At 67.6% G+C, this 23,575-nt stretch carries 26 protein-coding genes and 1 riboswitch; of the genes, 15 read left to right on the forward strand and 11 right to left on the reverse strand.

Annotation, left to right across the window (positions count from 1 at the left end; translation table 11 throughout):
* Nucleotides 1–141: 141 nt before the first annotated feature.
* Entirely contained in the window at nt 142–1,341 is a 1,200-nt protein-coding gene (serA, locus tag AC3WMR_RS26760; protein ID WP_025135558.1) for a phosphoglycerate dehydrogenase, read from the forward strand.
* A gap of 103 nt (nt 1,342–1,444) precedes the next feature.
* Here the strand turns inward: serA and AC3WMR_RS26765 are convergent, their stop codons facing one another.
* Together AC3WMR_RS26765 and AC3WMR_RS26770 are read right to left on the reverse strand one after the other, a co-directional pair.
* A complete protein-coding gene (locus AC3WMR_RS26765) occupies nt 1,445–2,032 on the reverse strand; it encodes an HD domain-containing protein (protein WP_492266767.1) in 588 nt (195 codons plus the stop codon).
* Nucleotides 2,033–2,046: 14 nt separating this feature from the next.
* The gene (locus AC3WMR_RS26770; RefSeq protein WP_492266768.1) at nt 2,047–2,910 is read right to left on the reverse strand and encodes a LysR family transcriptional regulator; all 864 of its coding nucleotides are present in this window, start codon (nt 2,908–2,910) and stop codon (nt 2,047–2,049) included.
* A 140-nt stretch (nt 2,911–3,050) separates the two neighbouring features.
* Here AC3WMR_RS26770 and AC3WMR_RS26775 point away from each other — a divergent pair, with 140 nt between their 5' ends.
* From AC3WMR_RS26775 to AC3WMR_RS26790, 4 genes are read left to right on the forward strand one after another with little or no spacing between them, the layout of a single operon-like run.
* Nucleotides 3,051–3,482 carry a VOC family protein gene (locus tag AC3WMR_RS26775; protein ID WP_013391240.1) on the forward strand — a complete coding sequence of 144 codons (432 nt, stop codon included), beginning with the start codon at nt 3,051–3,053 and terminating at the stop codon, nt 3,480–3,482.
* A 24-nt stretch (nt 3,483–3,506) separates the two neighbouring features.
* Entirely contained in the window at nt 3,507–4,241 is a 735-nt protein-coding gene (gene pxpB / locus AC3WMR_RS26780; RefSeq protein ID WP_492266769.1) for a 5-oxoprolinase subunit PxpB, read from the forward strand.
* Nucleotides 4,238–5,236: a 5-oxoprolinase subunit C family protein gene (locus AC3WMR_RS26785; RefSeq protein ID WP_492266770.1), complete on the forward strand. Its 999-nt coding sequence runs from the start codon at nt 4,238–4,240 to the stop codon at nt 5,234–5,236. The genes pxpB and AC3WMR_RS26785 overlap by 4 nt, the downstream gene beginning before the upstream one ends.
* Before the next feature lies 1 nt (nt 5,237).
* Nucleotides 5,238–6,005 (forward strand): LamB/YcsF family protein, encoded by a 768-nt coding sequence (locus AC3WMR_RS26790; protein ID WP_175193597.1) that lies wholly within the window; start codon nt 5,238–5,240, stop codon nt 6,003–6,005.
* A gap of 29 nt (nt 6,006–6,034) precedes the next feature.
* Here AC3WMR_RS26790 and AC3WMR_RS26795 read toward each other — a convergent pair whose 3' ends face one another.
* Together AC3WMR_RS26795 and AC3WMR_RS26800 are read right to left on the reverse strand one after the other, a co-directional pair.
* Entirely contained in the window at nt 6,035–6,760 is a 726-nt protein-coding gene (locus AC3WMR_RS26795) for a GntR family transcriptional regulator (RefSeq protein ID WP_425486149.1), read from the reverse strand.
* A 164-nt stretch (nt 6,761–6,924) separates the two neighbouring features.
* Nucleotides 6,925–7,563, reverse strand: a complete 639-nt coding sequence (locus AC3WMR_RS26800) for a trimeric intracellular cation channel family protein (protein WP_025135551.1) — start codon at nt 7,561–7,563, stop codon at nt 6,925–6,927.
* A gap of 250 nt (nt 7,564–7,813) precedes the next feature.
* Between AC3WMR_RS26800 and AC3WMR_RS26805 the strand changes: the two genes are divergently transcribed.
* The gene (locus AC3WMR_RS26805; protein ID WP_492266771.1) at nt 7,814–8,683 is read left to right on the forward strand and encodes a universal stress protein; all 870 of its coding nucleotides are present in this window, start codon (nt 7,814–7,816) and stop codon (nt 8,681–8,683) included.
* 16 nt (nt 8,684–8,699) lie between these two features.
* Here AC3WMR_RS26805 and AC3WMR_RS26810 read toward each other — a convergent pair whose 3' ends face one another.
* The 4 genes from AC3WMR_RS26810 to AC3WMR_RS26825 form a co-directional block, all read right to left on the reverse strand.
* On the reverse strand, nt 8,700–9,980 hold the full coding sequence (locus AC3WMR_RS26810; RefSeq protein ID WP_492266772.1) for a muropeptide transporter: 1,281 nt from the start codon (nt 9,978–9,980) through the stop codon (nt 8,700–8,702).
* Between the two features lie 70 nt (nt 9,981–10,050).
* Complete coding sequence (metW, locus tag AC3WMR_RS26815) at nt 10,051–10,665, reverse strand: methionine biosynthesis protein MetW (RefSeq protein ID WP_025135549.1); 615 nt, start codon at nt 10,663–10,665, stop codon at nt 10,051–10,053.
* Nucleotides 10,662–11,939, reverse strand: a complete 1,278-nt coding sequence (gene metX, locus AC3WMR_RS26820; RefSeq protein WP_492266773.1) for a homoserine O-succinyltransferase MetX — start codon at nt 11,937–11,939, stop codon at nt 10,662–10,664. Before metX ends, metW begins: the two co-directional genes overlap by 4 nt.
* Nucleotides 11,929–12,010: riboswitch (SAM riboswitch) on the reverse strand. (Overlaps the previous gene by 11 nt.)
* A 79-nt stretch (nt 12,011–12,089) precedes the next feature.
* The gene (locus tag AC3WMR_RS26825; protein WP_492266774.1) at nt 12,090–12,845 is read right to left on the reverse strand and encodes a GntR family transcriptional regulator; all 756 of its coding nucleotides are present in this window, start codon (nt 12,843–12,845) and stop codon (nt 12,090–12,092) included.
* 182 nt (nt 12,846–13,027) lie between these two features.
* On the opposite strand from AC3WMR_RS26825, the gene AC3WMR_RS26830 reads away from it, so the two are divergent.
* The 5 genes from AC3WMR_RS26830 (at nt 13,028) to AC3WMR_RS26850 (ending at nt 17,607) form a co-directional block, all read left to right on the forward strand.
* The gene (locus tag AC3WMR_RS26830; protein ID WP_025135546.1) at nt 13,028–13,309 is read left to right on the forward strand and encodes a UxaA family hydrolase; all 282 of its coding nucleotides are present in this window, start codon (nt 13,028–13,030) and stop codon (nt 13,307–13,309) included.
* 31 nt (nt 13,310–13,340) lie between these two features.
* Nucleotides 13,341–14,516: a UxaA family hydrolase gene (locus AC3WMR_RS26835; RefSeq protein WP_175193601.1), complete on the forward strand. Its 1,176-nt coding sequence runs from the start codon at nt 13,341–13,343 to the stop codon at nt 14,514–14,516.
* Nucleotides 14,517–14,605: 89 nt separating this feature from the next.
* Complete coding sequence (locus AC3WMR_RS26840; protein ID WP_492266775.1) at nt 14,606–15,619, forward strand: Bug family tripartite tricarboxylate transporter substrate binding protein; 1,014 nt, start codon at nt 14,606–14,608, stop codon at nt 15,617–15,619.
* A 13-nt stretch (nt 15,620–15,632) separates the two neighbouring features.
* Nucleotides 15,633–16,568, forward strand: a complete 936-nt coding sequence (locus tag AC3WMR_RS26845; RefSeq protein WP_492266776.1) for a hydroxyacid dehydrogenase — start codon at nt 15,633–15,635, stop codon at nt 16,566–16,568.
* Nucleotides 16,569–16,599: 31 nt separating this feature from the next.
* The gene (locus tag AC3WMR_RS26850) at nt 16,600–17,607 is read left to right on the forward strand and encodes an Ldh family oxidoreductase (RefSeq protein ID WP_025135542.1); all 1,008 of its coding nucleotides are present in this window, start codon (nt 16,600–16,602) and stop codon (nt 17,605–17,607) included.
* Between the two features lie 46 nt (nt 17,608–17,653).
* Here AC3WMR_RS26850 and AC3WMR_RS26855 read toward each other — a convergent pair whose 3' ends face one another.
* The gene (locus AC3WMR_RS26855) at nt 17,654–18,550 is read right to left on the reverse strand and encodes an AEC family transporter (protein WP_492266777.1); all 897 of its coding nucleotides are present in this window, start codon (nt 18,548–18,550) and stop codon (nt 17,654–17,656) included.
* A gap of 109 nt (nt 18,551–18,659) precedes the next feature.
* Between AC3WMR_RS26855 and AC3WMR_RS26860 the strand changes: the two genes are divergently transcribed.
* Nucleotides 18,660–18,896: a helix-turn-helix domain-containing protein gene (locus AC3WMR_RS26860; protein ID WP_492266778.1), complete on the forward strand. Its 237-nt coding sequence runs from the start codon at nt 18,660–18,662 to the stop codon at nt 18,894–18,896.
* On the opposite strand, the gene AC3WMR_RS26865 is transcribed toward AC3WMR_RS26860, so the two are convergent.
* Nucleotides 18,886–19,425, reverse strand: a complete 540-nt coding sequence (locus AC3WMR_RS26865; protein ID WP_025135539.1) for a hypothetical protein — start codon at nt 19,423–19,425, stop codon at nt 18,886–18,888. The two genes, AC3WMR_RS26860 and AC3WMR_RS26865, sit on opposite strands and share 11 nt — an antisense overlap.
* Before the next feature lie 60 nt (nt 19,426–19,485).
* On the opposite strand from AC3WMR_RS26865, the gene AC3WMR_RS26870 reads away from it, so the two are divergent.
* The 3 genes from AC3WMR_RS26870 to AC3WMR_RS26880 are packed head-to-tail and all read left to right on the forward strand — an operon-like array spanning nt 19,486 to nt 22,558.
* Nucleotides 19,486–20,379, forward strand: coding sequence for an alpha/beta hydrolase (locus tag AC3WMR_RS26870; RefSeq protein WP_492266779.1), 894 nt, complete (start codon nt 19,486–19,488; stop codon nt 20,377–20,379).
* A 32-nt stretch (nt 20,380–20,411) separates the two neighbouring features.
* Nucleotides 20,412–21,983 carry a glutamate--cysteine ligase gene (gene gshA / locus AC3WMR_RS26875; protein ID WP_492266780.1) on the forward strand — a complete coding sequence of 524 codons (1,572 nt, stop codon included), beginning with the start codon at nt 20,412–20,414 and terminating at the stop codon, nt 21,981–21,983.
* A 53-nt stretch (nt 21,984–22,036) separates the two neighbouring features.
* A complete protein-coding gene (locus tag AC3WMR_RS26880; RefSeq protein ID WP_492266781.1) occupies nt 22,037–22,558 on the forward strand; it encodes a lipocalin family protein in 522 nt (173 codons plus the stop codon).
* 6 nt (nt 22,559–22,564) lie between these two features.
* Here the strand turns inward: AC3WMR_RS26880 and AC3WMR_RS26885 are convergent, their stop codons facing one another.
* Nucleotides 22,565–23,509: a M14 family metallopeptidase gene (locus tag AC3WMR_RS26885; RefSeq protein ID WP_492266782.1), complete on the reverse strand. Its 945-nt coding sequence runs from the start codon at nt 23,507–23,509 to the stop codon at nt 22,565–22,567.
* Between the last annotated feature and the right edge of the window lie 66 nt (nt 23,510–23,575).

Below are 23,575 nucleotides of genomic sequence, written 5' to 3' on the forward strand. Positions count from 1 at the left end.
GACCGGCGCGATACAAGCCGCCCCCCCTTGCGCGGCCCTTGAAACAATTCATCCACACCGCGCCAATGGCTACTCCTTGCACTGCAGCAAAAATGCGCCACAATAAATAGAACGCATTTCCCCACCCGACCCCTGGCAGTCATGGCAAAAATCGTCCTGTTCGAGAACATCCATCCGAGCGCCCGCGCCGTCTTCGAAACCGCCGGCTACACCGACATCGTCTCGCACGCCGCGGCCCTGCCGCCCGCGCAGATGCACGACGCCCTGCGCGGCGCCCACGTCGCCGGCATTCGTTCTCGCACCCACCTGGACGCCGCCCTGCTGTCCGGCAACCCCGACCTGCGCGTCGTCGGCTGCTTCTGCATCGGCACCAACCAGGTCGACCTCGACACCGCCATGCAACGCGGCATCCCGGTGTTCAACGCCCCCTTCTCCAACACCCGCTCGGTCGCCGAACTGGTGCTGGGCGAAGCCATCCTGCTGCTGCGCCGCATTCCCGAAAAGAACGCCCGCGTGCACCTGGGCCACTGGGACAAGAGCGCCTCCGGCGCTTTCGAGACCCGCGGCAAGACCCTGGGCATCGTCGGCTACGGCAACATCGGCTCGCAGATCAGCACCCTGGCCGAAAGCCTGGGCATGCGCGTCATCTACCACGACGTCGAAGCCAAACTGCCCCTGGGCAACGCCCGTCCGGCCGGTTCGCTCAACGACCTGCTCGAACAAGCCGACGTCGTCACCCTGCACGTGCCCGGCGGCAAGTCCACCGAAAACATCATCGACGCCGACGCCCTGGCCCGCATGCGCCGCGGTGCCATCCTCATCAACGCCTCGCGCGGCACCGTCGTCGACATCAACGCCCTGCACGCCGCCCTGAAATCCGGCCACCTGGCCGGCGCCGCGCTCGACGTCTTCCCCACCGAACCCAAGAGCGCCGACGAACCCCTGGCCAGCCCGCTGATCGGCCTGCCCAACGTCATCCTTACCCCGCACATCGGCGGCAGCACGCAGGAATCCCAAGAGAACATCGGCCGCGAAGTCGCCGAAAAGCTCGTGCGCTTCCTGCAGGCCGGCACCACCAAGGGCGCCGTCAACTTCCCCGAGCTGCCCTTCCTGGAACAGGCCGGCGCCACCCGCATCCTGCACGTACACCGCAACGCCCCCGGCGCCCTGGGCACGCTCGACAACCTGATGGCCCAGCACGGCCTGAACATCGTCAGCCAGACCCTGCAGACCAAGGGCCAGATCGGCTACGTCATCACCGACGTCGAAGGCCACGTCGACGACCTCGTCATGACCACGCTGCGCGACCACCCCATCACGGTCCGCTGCGACCGGCTGTAAAGCCCGCCAAGACAAAAAAGGGACCCTCGGGTCCCTTTTTTTTCGCCCCGCTGCCGCAGCGCGGTCCCACCACTTCACTCCCCGCAACCCAACCCAGCAATCACTACTCCGACTTACCCGCAAAATGTCCCGCCACCCAGCGCTCGCACACCGCCCACAACGCGGGCGCACCGCGTTGAATCACCGGCCCATACCGCGCCAGCACCTGCTCCATCGACACCCCGTTCTCCGTCCACGTGCCCCCGCCGGTAAACACATTGATCAGCAGCGGCTGAAACCGATCCAACGCCTTCGCGAACTTCGCATCTTCCGACTCGGCCTGCTCGAACTCCCGCCATAACGCCAGGAACTCCTGCCCCTGCGCCCCCGGCAACAACCCGAACAGCCGCACGGCCGCCGCGTCCTCCTGCTCCGCCTGCGCCTGCGCCGACGAGCCGCCGTGGATCGGAAAATCTCCCACGTCGATCTCCACCACGTCGTGCAGCAACAGCATCCGCATCACCCGCCCCGTATCCACCGGGCCACAGGCGTACTCGCTCAGCACCAGCGCATACATCGCCAGGTGCCACGAATGTTCCGCCGAATTTTCCTTGCGGCTCGTGTCCAGCAGCGGCGACTGCCGCACCACCGATTTCAGCCGGTCAATTTCCCGCAGGAAGCCCAGTTGCTTCTCCAACGCCGACAATTCCATCCACTTGTCCTCATTCAAGGCGCGGCCGCGGCCCGCCCCAGGCATTCCGCCATTTTGCCCCCGACGCTGCCCGCATCGAACGGCAAGCGTCCGATGATGCCGATTTCCCGGTAGAACGCCGCCTCGCCCAGCGACAGCAGCCGCAACCCGTCCAGGTTCAAGCCTCGCAGCCGCGGCAACAACCCCACCCCCAGCCCGTGCCGCACCATATTGGCGATCGCTTCGATTTCATCGAGCTCCACCGCCTCGTGCACCGTGATGCGCTGCTTCTTCAGGAACAGATCCACCACCCGCCCGCCGAACGACGCCCGGTCGTAGCGAATGAACGGCTGCGTGGCCAGCAGCTCGCGCCACGGCGCCAGCGGCATCGATTCCGGCATGGCCAGCACCACCTCTTCGCGCAGCAGCGGCTGCCAGCCCAATTCAGGCGGCAACGCGAATGGCGGCCGGATCAGCAGCGCCATGTCGACCTCGCCCGCGTCCACCTGCCCCAAAAGCGACAGCGACACCCCCGGCACGATGCGTACCCGCACGTCGGGGTAGCCCGCGCGGAACTCCCCCAGCGCCCGCACCAGCAGGTCCTGCTGCACCGACGCGATGGCGCCGATGCGCAGCGACCCGCTGACGTGGCCCTCGCCCGCCGTGGCCATGCGCTCGGCCATGGCCACCAGTTCCTCGGCCTGCGGCAGCATCTCGCGCCCGTGCGCGTTCAGCGTCGCCGCGCGGGCGCCGCGGTCGAACAGCGACACGCCCAGGTATTCCTCCAGGCGCTTGATCTGCGCGCTGACGGCCGACTGGGTCAGGCCCAGCTGGGCGCCCGCCCCTGTGAAGGTGCCGTCCCGCGCCACGGCGATGAAGGTCTTGAATTCTTTGATCACGATCAATATTTTTGATGCCAAGACACAAAAAATATCGTTTTTCAATCAAAAAAACAATTCATAAACTAGCAATCAGGACACGACCCGATGGTGACGGTCCGCATTCTGATTTACCTTTTCCGCCTTATCCGGAGCTTTTCATGACCGCTCAAACCAACTTGCCGCCGTTCCACCTGGCCTTCCCGGTCCGCGACCTGGCCGAAGCCCGCGCCTTCTACGGCGAAAAGCTGGGCTGTCCCGAGGGCCGCAGCTCGCCCGAATGGATCGACTTCAACTTCTACGGCCACCAGATCGTCGCCCACCTGGCCCCCAGCGAGTGCGGCCACAAGGCCACCAGCGCCGTCGATTCGCACAATGTGCCCGTGCGCCATTTCGGCGCCGTGCTTTCCATGGAACAATGGGAAGCCATGGCCAAGCGCCTGACCGATGCCGGCACCGAGTTCGTCATCGAGCCCTACATCCGCTTCAAGGGCGAAGTCGGCGAACAGGCCACCATGTTCTTCCTGGATCCGTCGGGCAACGCGCTGGAATTCAAGGCGTTCAAGAACATGGATTCGTTGTTCGCCAAGTAATCCGTCTCTACAGGTTTCGTGCCGTTGAACGCAATATCAGACCCACCTTCTTCGGCCGAAATCCCCTGGCGCATCCAGCCCCAGGGTGACCGCTGCCTGATCGTCTCGTTCGGCGCCCAGATCGACGCCGCTGTCGGACGCACCTGTCTGGCCGCCGCGCGCAAGCTGCGCGATGCCGGCCTGCCGGGCGTGACCGATGTCGTGCCCTCGTTCGTGGCGGTGGCGGTCCACTACCGGCCCGACGGCCTGGGCAACGGCCCCACCTACGCCAGCCTGGCCGACCGCATCGAAACCCTGCTGGCCGAAGGCATTGCCGCGGACGCCGCCGCCGGCCGCGACGTCGACGTGCCCGTCTGCTACGGCGGCGAACACGGCCCCGACCTGCTCGAGGTGGCCACCGCCGCGGGCCTGACGCCCGACGAGGTCATCGCGCTGCACAGCGGGCCGCGCAGCATGGTGTTCATGCTGGGCTTTGCGCCCGGCCATGCCTACCTGGGCGTACACGACGAAAAACTGAACCTGCCGCGGCGCGCCTCGCCGCGCACCGCCGTGCCCCCTGGCGCCGTGGCCATCGCCAACCGCCAGACCGTCATCTACCCCAACCGCCTGCCCGGCGGCTGGCACATCATCGGCACCACGCCGCTGACCATGTTCGACCCCGCGCGCGAACCGGCTGCGCTGCTGCAACCCGGCGACTCGGTCCGCTTCGTGCCCATCACCCCCGAAGAATTCGACCGTCTGCGCGAGGCCCGGCCGTGAGCATCACCGTCATCAAGCCGGGCATGCTGTCCAGTTTCCAGAACCGCGGCCGCGACGGCTACCAGCACCAGGGCATTCCCGCTGCCGGCGCCATGGACGAACGCGCTCATCGCCTGGCCAATGCACTGGCTGGCAACACCGGCGACCCGGCTACGCTCGAAATGACCCTGACCGGCCCCACGCTGCGCTTTGATGTGCCAGCCTGCTTCGCGCTCGCGGGCGCCGACCTGGGCGCCACGCTCAACGGCCAGGACATCCCCTTGCATCGCCCGCTGGTGGCACGCGCCGGCGACACGCTGGCGTTCGGCGCCCGGCCCGCCAACGGCGTGCGCGGCTACCTGGCGGTGCATGGCGGTTTTGCGCTGCCGTCCGTGATGGGCAGCGAAACCACCTACCTGCGCAGCGGCTTCGGCGGTTTCGAAGGCCGTGCGCTGGCCAAGGCCGACCAGGTCGGCCTTGGCCAGGCGCTGGGCCATGCCGATCTGGACGCCCTGCAGAAAGCGCTGTGGGATATACGCATCTACCTGCCCGGCACGCTGGGCCACAAGCAACGCGACGCCATCCGTTTCCTGCCCGGCCTGCAATGGGAAGAATTCTCGGAAGCCACCCGCCATGCCTTCGGCGGCTCGGAATTTCGCATCAGTCCGCAATCGGACCGCATGGGGTATCGGTTGCTGGGGCCTGCGCTGTCCATGAGCCAGCCGCGCCAGATGCTGTCGGAAGCCGCCTGCTTCGGTACCGTGCAGGTGCCGTCCGGCGGCGAAGCCATCATCCTCATGGCCGACCGCCAGACCACCGGCGGCTACCCCAAGATCGCGCAGATCGCCACCGTCGACCTGCCGCTGCTGGCCCAATACGCCCCGGGACGCACGCTGCGCTTTGCGCGTATCGAACTGGACGAGGCCCAGCGCCTGGACGGCGAACGCGAACGCGCCTTTACCCAATTGCTGGACACGCTGGCGCCGCTGCGCGCATTGCTGACACAAGGACACTGACATGAGCCAAAGCATCGACCTGAACTGCGATATGGGCGAAAGCTACGGCGCCTGGACCATGGGCAACGATGCCGCGGTGCTGGCGTTCGTCAGCTCGGCCAACATTGCCTGCGGCTTCCATGGCGGCGACCCCGCCACCTTGCGCAAGACCGTGGCCGCCGCGCTGGCCCAGGGCGTGGCGCTGGGCGCGCACCCCAGTCTGCAGGACCTGGCCGGCTTCGGCCGCCGCGCCATTCCCACCACGCCCGAAGAAGCCTACGACATCGTCGTCTATCAGATCGGCGCGCTGGCCGGCGTGGCCGCCTCGCAGGGCGCGCGGCTGCACCATGTCAAGGCACACGGCGCGCTGTACAACATGGCCGCCAAAGACGCGGGCCTGGCGCGCGCCATCTGCCAGGCGGTGAAAGACGTGGATGCCTCGCTGGTGCTGTACGGCCTGGCGGGCAGCAAGCTGATCGATGCCGCCCGCGACATCGGCCTGGCCGCGGCCAGCGAAGTCTTCGCCGACCGGTCCTACCAGGACGACGGCTCGCTCACTCCGCGCACCCGCGCGGGCGCCATGATCGAAGACGTGGACCAGGCGGTTGCGCAGGTGCTGCGCATGGCGCGCGAAGGCTTGGTGCGCTCGGTCGACGGCAAGGATGTGCCGGTGCAGGCCGACACGCTCTGTATCCATGGCGACCAGCCCAACGCGCTGGTGTTCGCGCGCGCCATCCGCGACGCGCTGCAACAGGCAGGCATCGCGGTGCGCACGCCGCAGGCGCGCTGACGGGGTATCGACGTGAAGAAGGCCGCGCGTTAGCCGCGGCCGAAACGCGGCGCCGGCTCTTCGGCGTCCTGCAGCGAGGCCTCGTGGTAGGCCCGCAAAATGCCCGGCAGCACATCCAGCACGTAGCTGCGCGTCAGTTCGGCCGCCCGGTCGAAATCGCGGCTGGCCATGGCCTGCGTGATGCCCTGGGTGTAGGTCTGCAGGTTGTTCGAGTCCATCGTCTCTTTGGCCAGCAGATAGCGCAGCGGCTCGACCTGCTCGTACAGCTTGGTGAGCACGCCCACCAGCGGCGCATTGCCCGTGAAACGGGCGCCGGCCAGGTAGAACTCGCGCAGCGCCGCGATGTAGGCGCGCACGTCGCGCTTGGCCATGGCCGCGGCGATGGCATCGTCGTAGGTGCGCAGTTCGGCCACCAGCGGCGACACGTCGTCCATCTCGGCGACCTGGCGGATACAGTAGGCTTCCAGTTCGGCGCGCAGCTTGTACAGGTGGCGGATCTGGGTTTCCGAATACAGGGTGGCCCTGAAACCTTTGCGTTGGACATGCGTCACCAGGCCGCTCAATTCCAGCAACCGCAGCGCTTCCCGGATGGGACTGCGGCTGGTGCCGAAACGCTGCTCCAGTTCCTGTTCCCGCAACGGCTGCCCGGGCCTGATAGTGCCATCCACTATCAACTCACGAATCTGTTCCTGTAGGAAATACGGAATCGTGGCGGGCGCTTTGACGTCCAATCGGCTCCCCTTGTACTGCGTGATGCAAGTATTGCGACACCGAGAAGATACTAGAAATCTATTGAAACACAAATAAGAAAATTGTTGCAGCAGTTCGTGTGTGAGCCCATTGATGGCAATCGGATTGGCGGGCCGACCTGGGCCGCTACCGGCTCAAGCGTCAGGCCAGCAGACGTCGCCTGAGCGCGTCAATCCCAGTCGTCGCGGTAGACGAACTTGGGCATCTGCCAGTTGAAGCGCAGGGCCAGCAGGCGCAAGGCCAGGCCCGCCGCCAGGGCGATGGGCACGGCGGCGTTGGCGGACAGCCCCAGCGCCTGGCTGCCCAGGTACAGCGCCCCGGTCACCACAGACACGCTGGCGTAGAGTTCCTTGCGGAACAGCAGCGGCACCTCGTTGCAGAGCACGTCGCGCAGCACGCCGCCAGCGCAGCCGGTGATCATGCCGCTGATCAGCACCACCGTGATCGGCAGCTGCATCAGTTGCGCCACCTGGCAGCCGATGACGGTGAAGGCCACCAGGCCCAGGGCGTCGGCCAGCAGGAACAGGCTGCGCAGCCGCCGCATGATCGGTGCGATCAGGGCCGTAAGCAGCGCCGCGCCCGCCGTCATCCACAGGTATTCCGGATGCACCACCCACGTCAACGGGTAATGGCCCAGCAGCACATCGCGCAGCGAGCCACCGCCCAGCGCGGTGACGCAGGCGATGATGCACACGCCCATCCAGTCCATGTCGCGCCGGCCGGCCGACAGCGCCGCGGTCATGGCTTCGGCCACGATGGCGACCAGGTAGAGCGTGTGCAGCAAGGTGGGAGAAAGATCGGGGAACATGGATCGGGCAAGCGTGAAAAAAGCGCCACCGGGGTCGGACCCCACGGCGGGCGGCAGGCCCCCATTGTATTGACACCGCGCAATGGCGTTGCCGCCGGCCCCCGCCATCCCTTACGCTGAAAGCACGTTGATATCGGTCAAGCCCCCGTTCGCGCCGCGGCCGGACAATGGGGTATGCCCGCCAAGGGCGCCATCGGCCGGACGGAGGCTGGCGGGAGTCTCCGGCCCGGCCACTCATCGGGAGAAACGTATGTCTGAACAACCAGGCCCCATCCTTCTGGCCACGGACCTGAGCGCGCGGGGCGACCGCGCACTGGACCGGGCGCTGCAGCTGGCCAAGGAACGCAACACCAAGCTGGTCGTGCTGCACGTCATGGAAACCCATTCCGTGCCGGCGCGCCTGACCACGCCGGTCTGGCGCCGGCTGTCGACCGACCACAAGGCCCTGGCCGAGCGCGAGCTGGCCGAAGACCTGGCCGACGCCGGGATTCCTACCGAGGTCGTGGTGGCCACCGGCGATCCGCTGGTGCGCATCATGGAAACCGCCGACAGCTTCGGCTGCTCGCTGATCGTCACCGGCATTGCCCGCGACGAAACGCTGGGCCGGCTGCTCTTGGGCACCACGGTGGAAAAGCTGGCGCGCCAGGCCCGCCAGCCGGTGCTGGTGGTCAAGACCCGGCCGCGCAAGCCCTACCACGACGTGCTGGTCGCCACCGACTTTTCGCCGGGCTCGCGCCAGGCCCTGCGCGCCGCGCTGCACCTGGTGCCCGACGCCAGCCTGACGCTATTCCACGCCTACGACATGCCGTTCCAGGGCAAGAATGTGCCGGACGACGCCGTGACGCGCAGCTTCTACAAGGCGGCCGAGCAAAGCGCGCGCGAGTTCATCGCAGAAACGGCGGAACTGGCGGACGTGGCGGCGCCCAAAGTGGTGCTGGAATGCGGCCAGCCGGAAACCGTGCTGTCGGAATACTCGTTCAACCATCGGTCTGACCTGGTGGTGACGGGCACCCATGGCCGCACCGGCCTCTTGCGCACCGCCATCGGCAGCGTCGCCGAACGGCTGCTGGAAGCCCTGCCCAGCGACGTGCTGATCGTGCGGCTGACCGACGAGCAATAGCCCGCCGCGCGGGAACTCAGGCGTCCCCGTTCTGGATCATGGCCTCGATGCGGCTGCGCAGCATGCGCAGCAGCACCAGGCCGGGCAACGCAATGACGACCGTCACCAGGAAGAACCCTGGCCAGCCCAGGTGTTCGACCAGGGGCGGCGTCAGCGGTCCGGCCAGGTAGGTGCGGCCCACGGCCGACAGCGCCGACAAGAGCGCGAACTGCGTGGCCGAAAAGCGCTGGCGGCACAGGGCCATCAGCAGGCCCACGAACGAGGCCGTGCCCAGCCCGCCGCACAGGTTTTCAAGGCCCACGGCGCTGGCCATCAGCCAGATGCTCTTGGGGCTGACGGCAATGAGCCAATAGCCCAGGTTGGACACCGCCTGCAGCAGGCCGAACACCATCAGCGACCGGTACAGGGTCCAGCGCGACATGATGAAGCCGCCGGCCAGCGCGCCGACAATGGTGGCGGCCATGCCCATGACTTTATTGACCGCGCCGACCTCGGTGGGCGTGTAGCCCGCGCCGCGGATCAGGAAGGTGGTGGACAACGCGCCGGCAAAGGCGTCGCCCAGCTTGTACAGCACGATCAGCAGCAGCACCAGCAAGGCGCCGCGGCGGGTGAAGAATTCCTGCAATGGCGCCGCCACGGCTTCGCCCAGGCTGCGCGGGGCCACGGCCACGCGTTCCGGTTCGGGCGCCCACAACGTAGCCAGCGCGCACAGCAGCATCAGGCCGCCCATCACCACATAGGTATTGCCCCAGCCGATCCATTGGTCGGCCATGATCAGCGCCAACCCGCCCGAGACGATCATGGCCAGGCGGTAGCCCATGACCTTGATGGCCGCGCCCGCGCCGCGCTCTTCCTTGCGCAGCACGTCGGTGCAATAGGCATCGAAAGCGATGTCCTGGGTGGCGGACAGGAAAGCCACCAGCACCGCCAGCAACGCCAGCGTCTGCAAGGCCGACGACGGCGACAGCGTCCCCATCACCATGATGGCCAGGGCCAGCAGGACTTGCGTGACCAGCATCCAGCCGCGGCGCCGGCCCAGCAGCGGGGGCACGTAGCGGTCGACCAGCGGGGCCCACAGGAATTTCAGGGTGTAGGCGGTGCCTACCAGGGTGAGGAAACCGATCTGCTGCAACGGCACGCCGGCCACAGTAGCCCAGGCCTGCAAGGTGCCGCTGGTCAGGGCCAGCGGCAATCCGCTGGCAAACCCCAGGACCAGCAGGGGTGCAACGCGGGGGCTGGTGTAGACGTTGGATACAGCGGTAATGACGGTCTCCTGGAACGGGCCGGCGCGGCGCACAGGCGTGCGCCACGGGCTTGCGGCATTTTAGGCGCGGATCGCCCGAGCCGTCAGCCGCCGTTGCAGAAAGTCAGGGAGAGGCGAAGCGATACACCGCCAGGGTGCTGCGCCAGCTGGGAAACGCCTTGATCTCGCGCCCTTCGTTGAAGGTGGCGCGTTCCAGGATGCGCAGGCCCAGCTCACCGGCCAGCTGTTCGAAGTCGCGCAGCGTGCACAGGTGGATGTTGGGCGTGTTGTACCACTGGTAAGGCATCTGGCCGGTCACCGGCATGCGGCCGCGCAGGATCATCCAGCCGTGCGGCCAGTAGCCGAAATTGGGAAACGACACCACGCCGTGGCGCGCCACGCGGGCCATTTCGCGCAGGATGTGCTCGGTGCGGTGCATGGACTGCAGCGTCTGCGACAGCACCACGGTGTCGAACTGCTTGTCGTCGAACAGCGCCAGGCCGTCTTCCAGGTTCTGCTGGATCACTTCCACGCCGCGCTTCACGCAGGCGATGACGCAGGTGTCGTCCAGTTCCACACCCGCGCCGCGCACCTGGCGGTGGTCGCGCAGGTGCGCCAGCAGCGCGCCGTCGCCACAGCCCAGGTCCAGTACGCGGCTGCCGGGCTCGATCCAGCTGGCGATTCGCGCCAGGTCGGGCCGTAGCGTGGCCACGGCGGGCCGGGGGGTGACAGGGTTCATGCGTAGGATCCTTCGATCTGAGCGGCGTCGACCAGGCCCAGTTCGCGGGCGATGCGCTCGTAATAGCCGCGAACCACGGCATGGTAGCGCGCGTCGTCCAGCAGGAAGGCGTCGTGCCCGTGCGGGGCGTCGATCTCGGCGTAGGTGACGGGGCTGGCGTTCTTGAGCAGGGCCCGCACGATCTCGCGCGAGCGTTCCGGCGGGAAGCGCCAGTCGGTGCTGAACGACACCAGCAGGAAGTCGGCCTTGGCCGGCGCCAGCGCGCGCGCCAGGTCGCCGCCGGTCTTGCGGGCCGGGTCGAAGTAATCCAGTGCGCGGGTGATCAGCAGGTAGGTGTTGGCGTCGAAATAGCGGGTGAATTTCTCGCCCTGGTAGCGCAGGTACGATTCGACCTCGAACTCGACGCCGTAGCCATAGTGGTAGGCGCCGTCCGCCGCCGGCTCGCGCTGGGCGCGGCCGAATTTCTCGGCCATGTCGTCGTCGGACAGGTAGGTGATGTGGCCGATCATGCGCGCCACCGACAGGCCGCGGCGCGGCACCGTGTCTTGCGCGTAGTAGTCGCCGCCGTGGAAATCCGGGTCGGTGATGATGGCGCGGCGCGCCACCTCGTTAAAGCCGATGTTCTGCGCCGACAGGCGCGGCGTGCTGGCGATGACCACGCAATTGGCCACGCGGTCGGGCAAGGTGATGGCCCAGCTCAGCGCCTGCATGCCCCCCAGCGAACCGCCCATGACGGCGGCAAAGCGCTCGATGCCGAAGTGGTCGGCCACGCGGGCCTGCGCCTGCACCCAGTCTTCCACCGTCAACACCGGGAACGCGGCGCCCCAGGGCTTGCCGGTCTCGGGGTTGATGCTGGCCGGGCCGGTCGAACCGAAGCACGAGCCCAGGTTGTTCACGCCGATGACGAAGAACAGATTGGTATCCACCGGCTTGCCGGGGCCCACCATGTTGTCCCACCAGCCTACGTCGCTGGGCGTGTCGGCCGCCTGGCCCGCCACGTGATGCGAGGCATTCAGGGCATGGCAAATCAGCACGGCGTTGCTGCGCTGGGCGTTCAGGGTGCCATAAGTTTCGACCGCCAGTTCGTAGGCGGCCAGCGACTGTCCGCTGAGCAAGGACAGCGGCTCGTCGAAACGAAGATAGACGGGTGCGACCAGGCCGACGGAACCGGGATCAACGGCGTCGGACTGAGTGACGGGTGCGACGGTGGCAGGCGAGCCTGCAAGCGCGGCGCTGGCCGAATCACCGGCCAAATGTTGGGCAGGAGTGGTCATACGGACCTCTTTAGCTGGATTTATTGGAAGGCGCCCGCAAGCGGATCAGGCAAATCGGCGCCGAAATTAGGATAGTGCGGCAGGAATTCTAGCACTGCTTGCGGTGGGGGCCGCAAGCCCCGCCGCCGCCGCGCAGCGGCGGGCTGCCGGTCAGGCGCCGGCCTCCCAGGGTTCGTGGCCCAGGTATTCGTAGTGCTCGGTGTTCACGCGCGAGATGCGCCATTCCACCGGCTGGCGGTTGTACGAAAACGCCACGCGGCGAATCTCGAGCAGGGGCGCGCCCTCGGCCACGCCCAGCCAGCGCGCGTGGGCGCGGTCGGCCAGGCAGGTGCGCAGGCGCTCGTCGGTGGCGATGACGTTGACGCCGAATACGTCCTGGTACAGCGCGTACAAGGTGCTGGCGCGCTCGCGCAGGTGCGCCTCGGTCATGCCGGGAAAGCGCGCTTCGGGCAGGCAGATGTCGTCGATCATGACCACGTCGCCGTTCAGCGACAGCATGTTCAGGAACTCGAACACATAGGCGCCGGCAGGCAGGCCAAGCTTCTCGCGCGCCGCGGCCGATGCCTTGACGCGGCGAAACCGCAGCAACTCGGTCGTGGGGTACGACTTGTTGCCGTCCTGGCGCAGGATGCGGAAGAACTTGAAGAAGTGGTGGTTGCGCGTGTGCACCGCCACATAGGTGCCCCGGCCCTGATGGCGCACCAGGATGTTTTCCGCGGCCAGTTCGTCGATGGCCTTGCGCAGCGTGCCGATCGACACGCCAAAGCGTTCTGCCAGGTTCTTTTCCGGGGGGATGGCCTCGCCCTGCTTCCATTCGCCTTGCGCCAGCGCGGCAAGCACGGCTTGCTTGACCTGCTCGTACAAGGGACTGCCCAAAGGCACAGTCGATGACAGGCTGGTGTTCATGGGTGCATCGCAAAAATCAGGGACCTCCAGTGTAGCGGTCCAGGACGCCTCGGCTCAAGTCATACAATTCATATATATGATTTAGTTGACATACCGAAAAGCCGATCTTAAGATTTGCCGGACGTTGTGATCCCGAAGCGCTTGCGGCATCCGCCGCATGCCCAGCCCAAGAGAGGAAGACGATGATTCATGCCGTATTGCACGATGCCAAGGACACGGTGGCGGTCGCCGTGGTGGAAGGCCTGACCGCCGGAACGGAACTGAACGCCTGGATCATGGACGAGGACAAGATCATCCATGTGCGGGCCTCGCAGGACATTCCCATCGGCCACAAGGTCGCGATGAAAGACATGGCCGAGGGCGACACGGTCTTCAAGTACGGCGTGGACATCGGCCGCGTGGTGGCGCCGATCAAGGCCGGCCAGCACGCCCACGTGCACAACATCAAGACCAAGCGCTGGTAAGCGACCCACCTGCCCCCAAGAGGAAAAAATCATGTCCGTCATCAATGCTCAGACCACCTTCCAGGGTTACCGCCGCGACAACGGCCGGGTCGGCGTGCGCAACCACGTCATCGTGCTGCCCGTGGACGATATTTCCAACGCCGCGGCCGAGGCCGTCGCCCACAACATCAAGGGCACGCTGGCGTTGCCCCACCCCTATGGCCGGCTGCAATTCGGCGAAGACCTGGAGCTGCACTTTCGCACCCTGATCGGCACCGGCTGCAACCCGAACGTGGCCGCCGTGGTGGTGATCGGCATCGAAGAAGGCTGGACCAAGCGCGTGGTCGACGGCATCGCCGCCACCGGCAAGCCGGTCATGGGCTTCAGCATCGAACTGCATGGTGACCACGACACCATCATGCGCGCCTCGCGCTGCGCCAAGGAATTCGTGCACTACGCCACGGCGCTCACGCGCAGCACGTGTCCGATCTCGGACCTGTGGGTGTCGACCAAGTGCGGCGAGTCCGACACCACGTCCGGCTGCGGCGCCAACCCCACGGTGGGCAACGCCTTCGACAAGCTGTATGCGCTGGGCTCGACCCTGGTGTTCGGTGAAACCTCGGAACTGACGGGCGGCGAACACATCGTGGCCGAGCGCTGCGCCAACGACGCCGTGCGCGAGCGCTTCATGTTCATGTTCGACCGCTACCAGGCCATGATCGACCGCTGGAAGACCAGCGACCTGTCCGAATCCCAGCCCACCAAGGGCAACATCGCCGGCGGCCTGACCACCATCGAGGAAAAGGCGCTGGGCAACATCCAGAAGATCGGCAAGCATTGCCGCGTGGACGGCGTGATCGACAAGGCCGAGATTCCCGACGGGCCGGGCCTGTGGTTCATGGATTCGTCGTCGGCCGCGGCCGAAATGGTCACGCTGTGCGCGGCGTCCGGCTATGCGGTGCACTTCTTTCCCACCGGCCAGGGCAACGTCATCGGCAACCCCATCCTGCCGGTCATCAAGATCTGCGCGAACCCGCGCACCGTGCGCACCATGTCGGAACACGTGGACGTGGACACCAGCGCGTTGCTGCAGCGCGAGATCGACCTGAACCAGGCCGGCGACAAGCTGCTGGAATGCATGCTGGCCACCGCCAACGGCCGCTGGACCGCGGCCGAGGCGCTGGGCCACCGCGAGTTCGTGCTGACCCGCATCTTCGAAAGCGCCTGACAAAAAAAACGCAGACCCGGGCGCAAGCCGCCACGGCAGCACAGGCGTATGCATTCCTACCCGGGCGCCACCCCCAAGGAGGAAGACAGATGAATCGCGAGCAATCCCCCCCGATCGACGACGCGCAGCGGCGCCGGGTACTTGGCGCCCTGGGCGCCGCCGGCCTCTGTATGCTGGCCCCCTGGCAGCAGGCGCTGGCGCAAAAGCGCGCATGGCCCGAACGCCCCATCAATTACGTCGTGCCGTTTCCCCCGGGCGGCCTGACCGACGTGGCCGCGCGCCAGGTCGGCAAGGCGCTGGGCGATGCCGAACGCTGGAACGTGGTAGTGGAAAACAAGCCCGGCGGCAGCGCCAACATCGGCGCGGCCCACGTATCGCACGCCGCGCCGGACGGCTACACCTGGCTGGCGATCACCCTGTCGCACGCCGCCAATGCCACGTTGTTCGCCGGCAAGGCCGGCTACGACCTGACACGCGACCTGACGCCGCTGGCCGGGCTGGCCTCGTCGCCCATCATGGTGGTGGTCAACGCCAAGAGCCCCATCAAGACCATGGACGACCTGGCCCGCGCGGCGGCCGCCAAGCCGCTGGCGGCCGGCTCCAGCGGCAACGGCACGCCCCCGCACCTGACGCTGGCGCTGTACCAGAAGCTGACCGGCGCGCCGCTGATGCACGTGCCGTACAAGGGCGGCGCGCCTTCGCTGACCGACCTGATCGGCGGGCACCTGGACGTGGTGTTCTCGAACTACCCCGAGTCGCTGTCGCACGTGAAGAACGGTTCGCTGCGGGCCCTGGCCATCACCACCCGCGAGCGCAGCGCCGACCTGCCCGACGTGCCCACCGTGGCGCAGGCCGGACTGCCCGACCTGGTGGTGGAGAACTTCACCGGCGTCATGGGCCCGGCCGGCATGCCGCCCGAACTGGTGCAGCGTATCGGCGCGGCCATCGTCAAGCAGGTGTCGCAGCCCGCCATGCAGCAGGCGCTGCAACAGCTGGGCTTCGTGCCGCAACCGCGCGGACCGGAGGAATTCGGCGCCTATGTGCGGTCCGAGGTCGACCGCTGGGCCAAGATCATCCGCGATGCCAACATCCAGATCGCCTGAGCCCGGAGGCCACATGCATGTATTGATCTCGGAATTCATGGACGCGCCCGCCGTCGACGCCCTGCGCCAGCGCTTTGACGTGCGTTACGCCCCCGACCTGGTGGATGCGCGCGATGCGCTGCTCGATGCCGCGCGCCAGGCCGATGGCCTGATCGTGCGCAACCGCAGCCAGGTGGATGCCGCGCTGCTGGCCGCGGCGCCGCGGCTGCGGGCGGTGGGCCGCCTGGGCGTGGGGCTGGACAACATCGACCTGCCGGGCTGCGCCGCCCGGGGCATCCAGGTGGTGCCGGCCACCGGCGCCAATGCCCGCGCGGTGGCCGAGTACGTCATCGGCACCGTGCTGGCGCTGCTGCGCGGCGCCTATGCGTCCAGCGCCGACGTCGCGGCCGGACGCTGGCCGCGCACGGCGCTGTCGCAAGGGCTGGAGGCGCACGGCCGCACCCTGGGCGTGGTGGGCTTTGGCGGCATCGGCCAACTGACGGCGCGGCTGGCGGCGGGCCTGGGCATGCGCATCGTCGCCTGCGACGCGGCGCTGCCGTCCACGCATCCCGTCTGGGCCGAAAGCGGCGCCACGCCCCTGCCGCTGGATGCGCTGCTGGCGCAGGCCGACGCCGTGTCGCTGCATGTGCCGCTCAATGCCGACACCCGCCACCTGCTCAACGCCGACCGTATCCGCGACATGCGGCCGGGCGCCATTTTGGTCAATACGTCCCGCGGCGGCATCGTCGACGAGGCCGCCCTGGCCGCGGCGCTGCGCATGGGCCACCTGCGCGGCGCGGCGCTGGACGTGTTCGACCAGGAGCCCCTGCCTGCCGGCGGCCCGCTGGCGGACGCGCCCAACCTGATCCTGACCCCGCACATCGCCGGCCTGACGCAGGAAGCCAACACCCGCGTTTCCGACATGGTGGCCGCCGGTGTGACAATAGCGCTTACCGGCGGCGCCCGATGACGCGCGGCGCGCCCCCCCGAACAGGAAGGATATGGCTCACATCTATCTGGACGAACTGCAACACCTGGCCGCGGCCAGCCTGGCCGCCGCGGGCGCCAACCCCGCCATGGCCGACAGCACGGCGCGAGCCCTGGTCTTCGCCGAAAGCCAGGGCCTGAGCTCGCACGGCCTGTCGCGCGTGCCGTTCTATGCCGGCCACCTGCGCACTGGCCGCGCGCTGGGCAACGCCGTGCCGCGCATCGTGCACGAGCGCGGCGGCGCCGCCCTGATCGACGCCGGTTCCGGCCTGGCATTCCCCGCCTGCGCCATGGCGGTGGAACAGGCCGCCGTGCGCGCCCGCGAACACGGCGTGGCCTTCATCGGCGTGGCCAACAGCCACCACTTCGGCGAAGCCGGCTACCACCTGGAAGCCCTGGCCGATGCCGGCCTGGTGGCCCTGGCCCTGAGCAATTCCCCCGCCGCCATGCCGGCCTGGGGCGGCAAGCGCCCGCTGTTCGGCACCAACCCCATCGCCGCGGTGTTCCCGCGGCGCGGCGGTGCGCGCATCGTCATCGACCTGTCGCTGTCGCAGGTGGCGCGCGGCAAGCTCATGATCGCGGCGCGCGACAACCAGCCGATTCCGCTGGGCTGGGCGCTGGACGCCGACGGCCAACCCACCACCGACCCCAAGGCCGGCCTGGCCGGCAGCATGCTGCCCGCGGGCGGCGTCAAGGGCGCGATGCTGGCGTTGATCATCGAACTGCTGGCGTGCGCCCTGACCGGGTCGCATTTCGGCTTCGAGACCGAATCGTTCTTCGTCGACGAAGGCGGCCCCGCTCGCCTGGGCCAGGCCTTCATGGCGATCGACCCCGGCGCGCTGGCCGGCAAGGAAACCTACCTGGACCGTGTCGAAGTCCTGGTGGACGCCATGCTGGAAGACGACGGCGTGCGCCTGCCGGGCGAGCGCCGCCGCAAGCTGCGCGACGAAGCGATCAAGCACGGCGTGGAGATTCCCGAGGCGTTGATGGCGCAATTGCGCGCCATGTCGGGCGCGGCCTAGCGCCGGCCGGGGCGGCGCGGCGCCGCCCCCTTCCCCGCCACGGCCCCTAGCCGCCGTGGCTGAACCACAGCATCAGCGGCGCCAGCAACAGGAACACCACGGTCGACACCAGCACGGCGCCGGCCGCGGTATCGCCCATGGCGGTGTAGCGCTTGGCGTACATGTAGCTGACCACCGCGCAGGGCATCGCCATCTGCAGCGTCAGCGCGCCGGCCAGCACCGGTTCCAGGTCCAGCAACCACACGATTGCCAGGCCCGCGGCCAGGCCGGTGACCAGGCGCATCGCCGCCACCTTGGCGCCGTCCTTGATGCCATTGGCCGGTATCAGCGCCAGCGCATGGCCCAGGCTCAGCAGCATCAGCGGCACGGTCACCGCGCCCAGCATGCGGGCCGTCTCGATCACCCAGTCAGGCACCGGAATGTGCAACGTGCGCATCGCAACCGCCACGATGGAAGCCAGCAAAATCGGACTCTTCCAGCTGCCCTTGGTGTTGACGCCGGGCAGCAGCCGCACCGCGATCGTGTGCATCACGAAGGAATTGACGGCGAAGAACGCCACGGCCACCGACAGGCCCGCGTCGCCGAAGGCCAGTTGTGAAATCGGCAAGCCCAGATTGCCGGCATTGGGCAGGAAGGCGGTGGGCAAGAGCGTGCGCACCGGCAGCCGGCCCAGCTTGAGCAGCAGCGCGCAGGCCAGCGCGCACAGCAGCAGCGCCAGCAGCGTGGCCGCGGCCACGTCGGCCAGCGCGCGGTCGTCCAGGTGGGTGGTGACGAAGGTATGGAACACCAGCGCGGGCGTGGTCACCGAGGTGACCAGCGTGGTGATGAAGGAACCGCCGAACGGCAGGTCGCGCTTGCCCCAGAACACGCCGATACCCACGCACGACAACAGGGGCATCATCAGCACGATGGCCGACAGGTAGAACTGCGCGATGGCGAGCATCCGGTTATTCCGTCAGAGATAAGTAAAGTAATTCGCGGCAGCATCAAAGCTTGCCCGGCGCACCGGCTTGGCCTCAGCATGGGAATTCTCATGCCAGGAACCCGCGCCATTGCCCACGCCCGCCAAACCCGTCCCCGCCGTCCGGCTGTCGCCGCGCGAATCCGCGTGCCTGCACTGGGCAGCCGCCGGCAAGACCAGCTGGGAAACCGGCCGCATTCTCGACATCAGCGAAAGCACCGTCAATTTCCATCTGCGCAATGCCAGCCGAAAACTGCAGGTGCGGGGCCGGCGCGCCGCGGTGGCGGCGGCCATTCGGCAGGGGCTGCTGCACCCCGTCACGGCTTGACGACGACCGATCTCAGGAATTCGCGGGCGCGTTCGGCCGGCAGGCTTTCCTCGGTGCCGGCAGCCACGGCCTCGATCAGCATGTTGTCAGTCACCCACACCCGCGCCCGCAGCCAGCCGGGCTTGCCCATGGCCTTGCCCTGCACGTCGATGTCCTGCCCGAACGGCGGCCAGTCGGTAGGCGGCGGCGCCTGCATGTTGACGTACAACGAACGCATCAGCGCCAGGCCCAGCGCCTGGCGGGCCACCGGGTCGGCGGCAATCTCGGGCGGCAGCGGGGCCGAGCCGACGGCGAACACCGCCTCGCCGACCGTGGCGCTGGCCAGGGTAAAACTCAGGGTATGGGTATCCAGCCGCAGTTGGCGGGTCTCGGTCTGCACCCGATCCGGGAAAGCCGCCCGCACGCGACCGTCCGCCACGTCGACTTCCCGCCAGTTGTAACGGGGCGAGCACGCGGCCAGCAGCAGGGCCAGCGCAAGAATCGCGCCGCCTTTCTTGAACATGAAACGAAACAGCGATGAAATCGTCATTACCGGAAGACCCCACGGTCTTTTCATTTCGAGGAACGCCCCAAATTGTCGCCGATTTCGATGACCCCCGCGCCCGACGGCACGCTTTTGGCCAATTATGTCTGGGCCGCCGCCCCGAACGTGCCCACGCCGGTCACCGGCCCCGGCACCCCCAGTATCTACCTGTTGCACGGCCTGAGCGAGCACGCCGGGCGCTATGACCGGCTGGCGCGCTGGCTGACCGCCCGGGGCTGGACGGTCGGCGCCCACGACCACCGCGGCCACGGCCGATCGGCCGGCCGGCCCGCCACCCTGGCGCGCCAGGAAGACCTGGTCACCGACGCGGTGTCGCGCCTGGACGCCTGGACCGCCGCCCATGGCCGCCCGCCCATCCTGCTGGGCCACAGCCTGGGGGCCCTGGTGGCGGTGCGCATCGCCCTGCAACAACTGACCCCGATCGACGCCCTGGTGCTCAGTTCGCCGCCCTTCGTGGTCAATGTGCCGATGTGGGTGCGCCGCACGCTGACCTGGATGTCGCTGCACGCTCCCGACCTGCGGGTGCCCCACGGCCTGGCGCCCGCCCGCATCTCGCACGACCGCGCGGTGGTCAAGGCGTATCGATCCGACCCTCTGGTGCGCCGCAGCATGACCGGCCGGCTGGCTCGTTTCGTGGACGACGGCGGGCGTGATTCCCTGCGCGAGGCCCACCTGCTGGCCTGCCGCACCCTGTTGATGGTGGCCGGCGACGATTCCATCGTGGCGGCCGAGGGCAGCCGCCAATTCGCCCAGCGGGCCCCCGCCGAATTGCTGACATTGCGCTGGTACGACACGGCCTGGCACGAGATTTTCAATGAAACCGCCCCCATCGCCGACCCGGTCTACTCCGACCTGGACGAGTGGCTGGCGCGCACTGCCGCGGCATTGTCCCTGTCCCCAGTACTGACTCCCTCTGCAGAGGAGGCCAGCACCCCGTAAAATCCCGCGACAGACCCCATCGAGAATATTCCGTGACTGATACCGCCGCACACCGCCTCGCCCGCCTGGAGGCCAACCGCCCGCTGCTGGCCCAGACCCTGCGAGGCATCGAAAAAGAAGGCCTGCGCGTCGACGAGCAGGGCATCCTGGCCCGCACGCCGCACCCGGCCGCGCTCGGTTCCGCGCTGACCAACGAGCACGTCACGACCGACTATTCCGAATCCCTGCTCGAACTCATCACCGGCACCCACAACAATGTGGAGGCCCTGCTGGCCGAACTGACGGCCACCCACCGCCACGTCTACAGCGTGCTGGACCATGAACTGATCTGGAACCAGTCCATGCCCGCCACGTTGCCGTCCGAGGCCGACATTCCCATCGCCTGGTACGGCACGTCCAATACCGGCATGCTCAAGCACGTGTACCGCCGCGGCCTGGCCGAACGCTACGGCAAGACCATGCAATGCATTGCCGGCGTGCACTACAACTTCTCGCTGCCCGAACAACTGTGGTCGGTGCTGGACAACCAGCCCGGCACCGATCAGGAACGCCGTTCGCGCGGCTATATCGGCCTGATCCGCAACTTCACGCGTTATTCCTGGCTGCTGATGTACCTGTTCGGCGCGGCGCCCGCGCTGGCGCGCGATTTCCTGCGCGGCCGCGAACACCCGCTGCAAAGCCTGGGCGACCACACGCTGTACCTGCCCTACGCCACCAGCCTGCGCATGAGCGACCTGGGCTACCAGAACAAGGCGCAGTCGCAGCTCAAGCTCTGCTACAACGACCTGGATACCTTCCTGGGCCGCCTGTACGACGCCGTCACCCAGCCCTGGCCCGATTACCAGAAGCTGGGCACGCACCGCAACGGCGAATGGATCCAGCTCAATACCAACGTGCTGCAGATCGAAAACGAGTACTACTCCAGCATCCGCCCCAAGCGCGCCACCGGCCGCTGTGAACGCCCGATCACCGCGCTGGCCGAGCGCGGCGTGCAATACGTGGAAGTGCGCTGCCTGGACATCAATCCGGAATCGCCGGTGGGCATCGACGCCGACACCAGCCGCTTCGTCGACGCCTTCCTGCTGTTCTGCGCCACCGCCGACAGCCCCTTCTTCCCGGCCAACGGCTATTGCCAGCGCAGCGCCGATAATTTCTCCACCGTCGTCAAGGAAGGCCGCAAGCCCGGCCTGCAACTGGACCGCGACGGCCAGGCCATCGGGCTGGCCGAATGGGGCGAGCAACTGCTGGACCAGATCGCGCCTTACGCCGCCTTGTACGACGCCGCGCTGGGCGGCAGCGCCTATGCCGACAGCCTGGCCGTGCAGCGCGCCAAGCTCGGCCGCCCCGACGCCACCCCGTCGGCGCATCTGCTGGCCGCGCTGACCGACAGCGGCGAATCGTTCCACGACTTCTCCCTGCGCCAAAGCCAGGCACACGCCGATACGCTGCGTGCGCAGGCCCTGCCAGCCGACCTGGCAGCCCAGTACCGCCAAGGCGCGCTGGACTCCAGCGCCGAGCAGTTGCGCATCGAACAATCGGACGACGTGGATTTCGACACCTACGTCGCGCGTTACCACGCCGCCCTGAAGGCGCCGCGCAAATAAGGCGTATCGTATGGCCTGTTGATACCCAGGTTTTGGATCAGGAGACTTTTTCCATGCGCCGCTTCGCAACTCTATTGCTGGCCCTGGCCGCCAGCACCGCGGCGATTTCCCACGCCGCCCCGCCGCCCATGCAAACCGTGGACTCGGTGGACCTGAAGCGCTATGCCGGCATGTGGTACGAGATCGCCAATTTCCCGATGTTCTTCCAGCGCAACTGCGTGGGCGACACCACCGCCGAATACACGTTGCACCCGGACGGCACCGTTGGCGTGAACAACCGCTGCCGCACGAAAGACGGCGAGGTCGACTCGGCATCCGGCACCGCCACCGTGGTCGAAGGCAGCAACAACGCCAAGCTTGAAGTCTCGTTCTTCAAGCCGATCAAGGGCGATTACTGGGTGATCGGCCTGGACCCCGACTACCGCTGGGCCGTCGTCGGCACTCCCGACCGCAAATACCTGTGGATCCTGTCGCGCTCGCCGCAACTGCCCAAGGAAGACCTGGACCGCGCCCTGGCCGCTGCCACGGCGCAGGGTTACCAGCTGGACGAACTGCGCTACACGCCGCAGAAATAAGCAAGCTCAACCCGCGTAATCGCGCGCCAATCTCACCACCGTCACGCCGGGTTTCAATTGCCGCAGCGACGGCATGACCAAGGTGCAGCGGTCATACGGCGACACGATCGCCTGGCCGTCCGCCCAGCCGATCACCGACCCCGCCTTGTCCAGCGTTTCCAGCCCCTGCCAGGGCTGCGAGAACGTCAGGTCCATCGACGGCGCCACCACGGCGTCGGTCACTTCCAGCACGCGCTGCGCGGCCGGGTCGGGCCGCAGCCAGCCGGCCGGGATGTCAGCCGCATCGACCACGCCCGATTCGACCAGCATGCGCGCCACCATGTCGCGCGCCACCTCGCGTGCGGCAAGGTCGCCATGAAAGCCGCATTCGATCAGCAAGGCGAAGGCGTCTTCACGCGCGGGGTCACCGAACTGGGCAAAGTCGCGCATGCGCACGCCATCCTTGTGGCCGGCGTCCACGATCACGTGCTGCGGCGCCTTCAGGCGCCGCGCCAGCGCGATATTGCGCGGCAGCACGCCGGTCAACAGCAGCGGCGCGCCCGGCTCGTGCATCGAGTGCAGGTCCAACAGCCAATCGGCGCGTTCCACCCAGGGGCGCAGTTGCACTGCGCGTTGGCGGTCGACGCTTGTGGGGTTGTCCAGCCGCTCGGCGCTCCAGACCCGGTTCATGTCTTCGTCCACGAAACGCGAGGCGTCGTGGCGGGCCAGGTCGAACCGGTCAAAGGCCGGCAGGTTGCAGAACGCCAGCGTCAGGCTGCCGCGGCGCGGCCGCAGGCCGGCCGCCAGCAGGTCTTTCAGCGCCCAGGCCCCGCACAATTCGTTGCCATGAACCAGGGCTGACAACATGAGGGCACGGCCCGGCACGCCAGCGTCAAAATGCCAGACGCCCGGCGTGTCGGTGTTGCCCTTGCGTTCGGCCGCAAGGTCGGGGACGGGAAGCGTGAATTCCATGAGGTTGCCTGTGTTGCTGCGGAGATATCGGATGTCTTGATGCAACGGCGGCGGCCGTCGCCCGTT

It is taken from the genome of Achromobacter sp. FW305-C-28 (assembly GCF_058783235.1).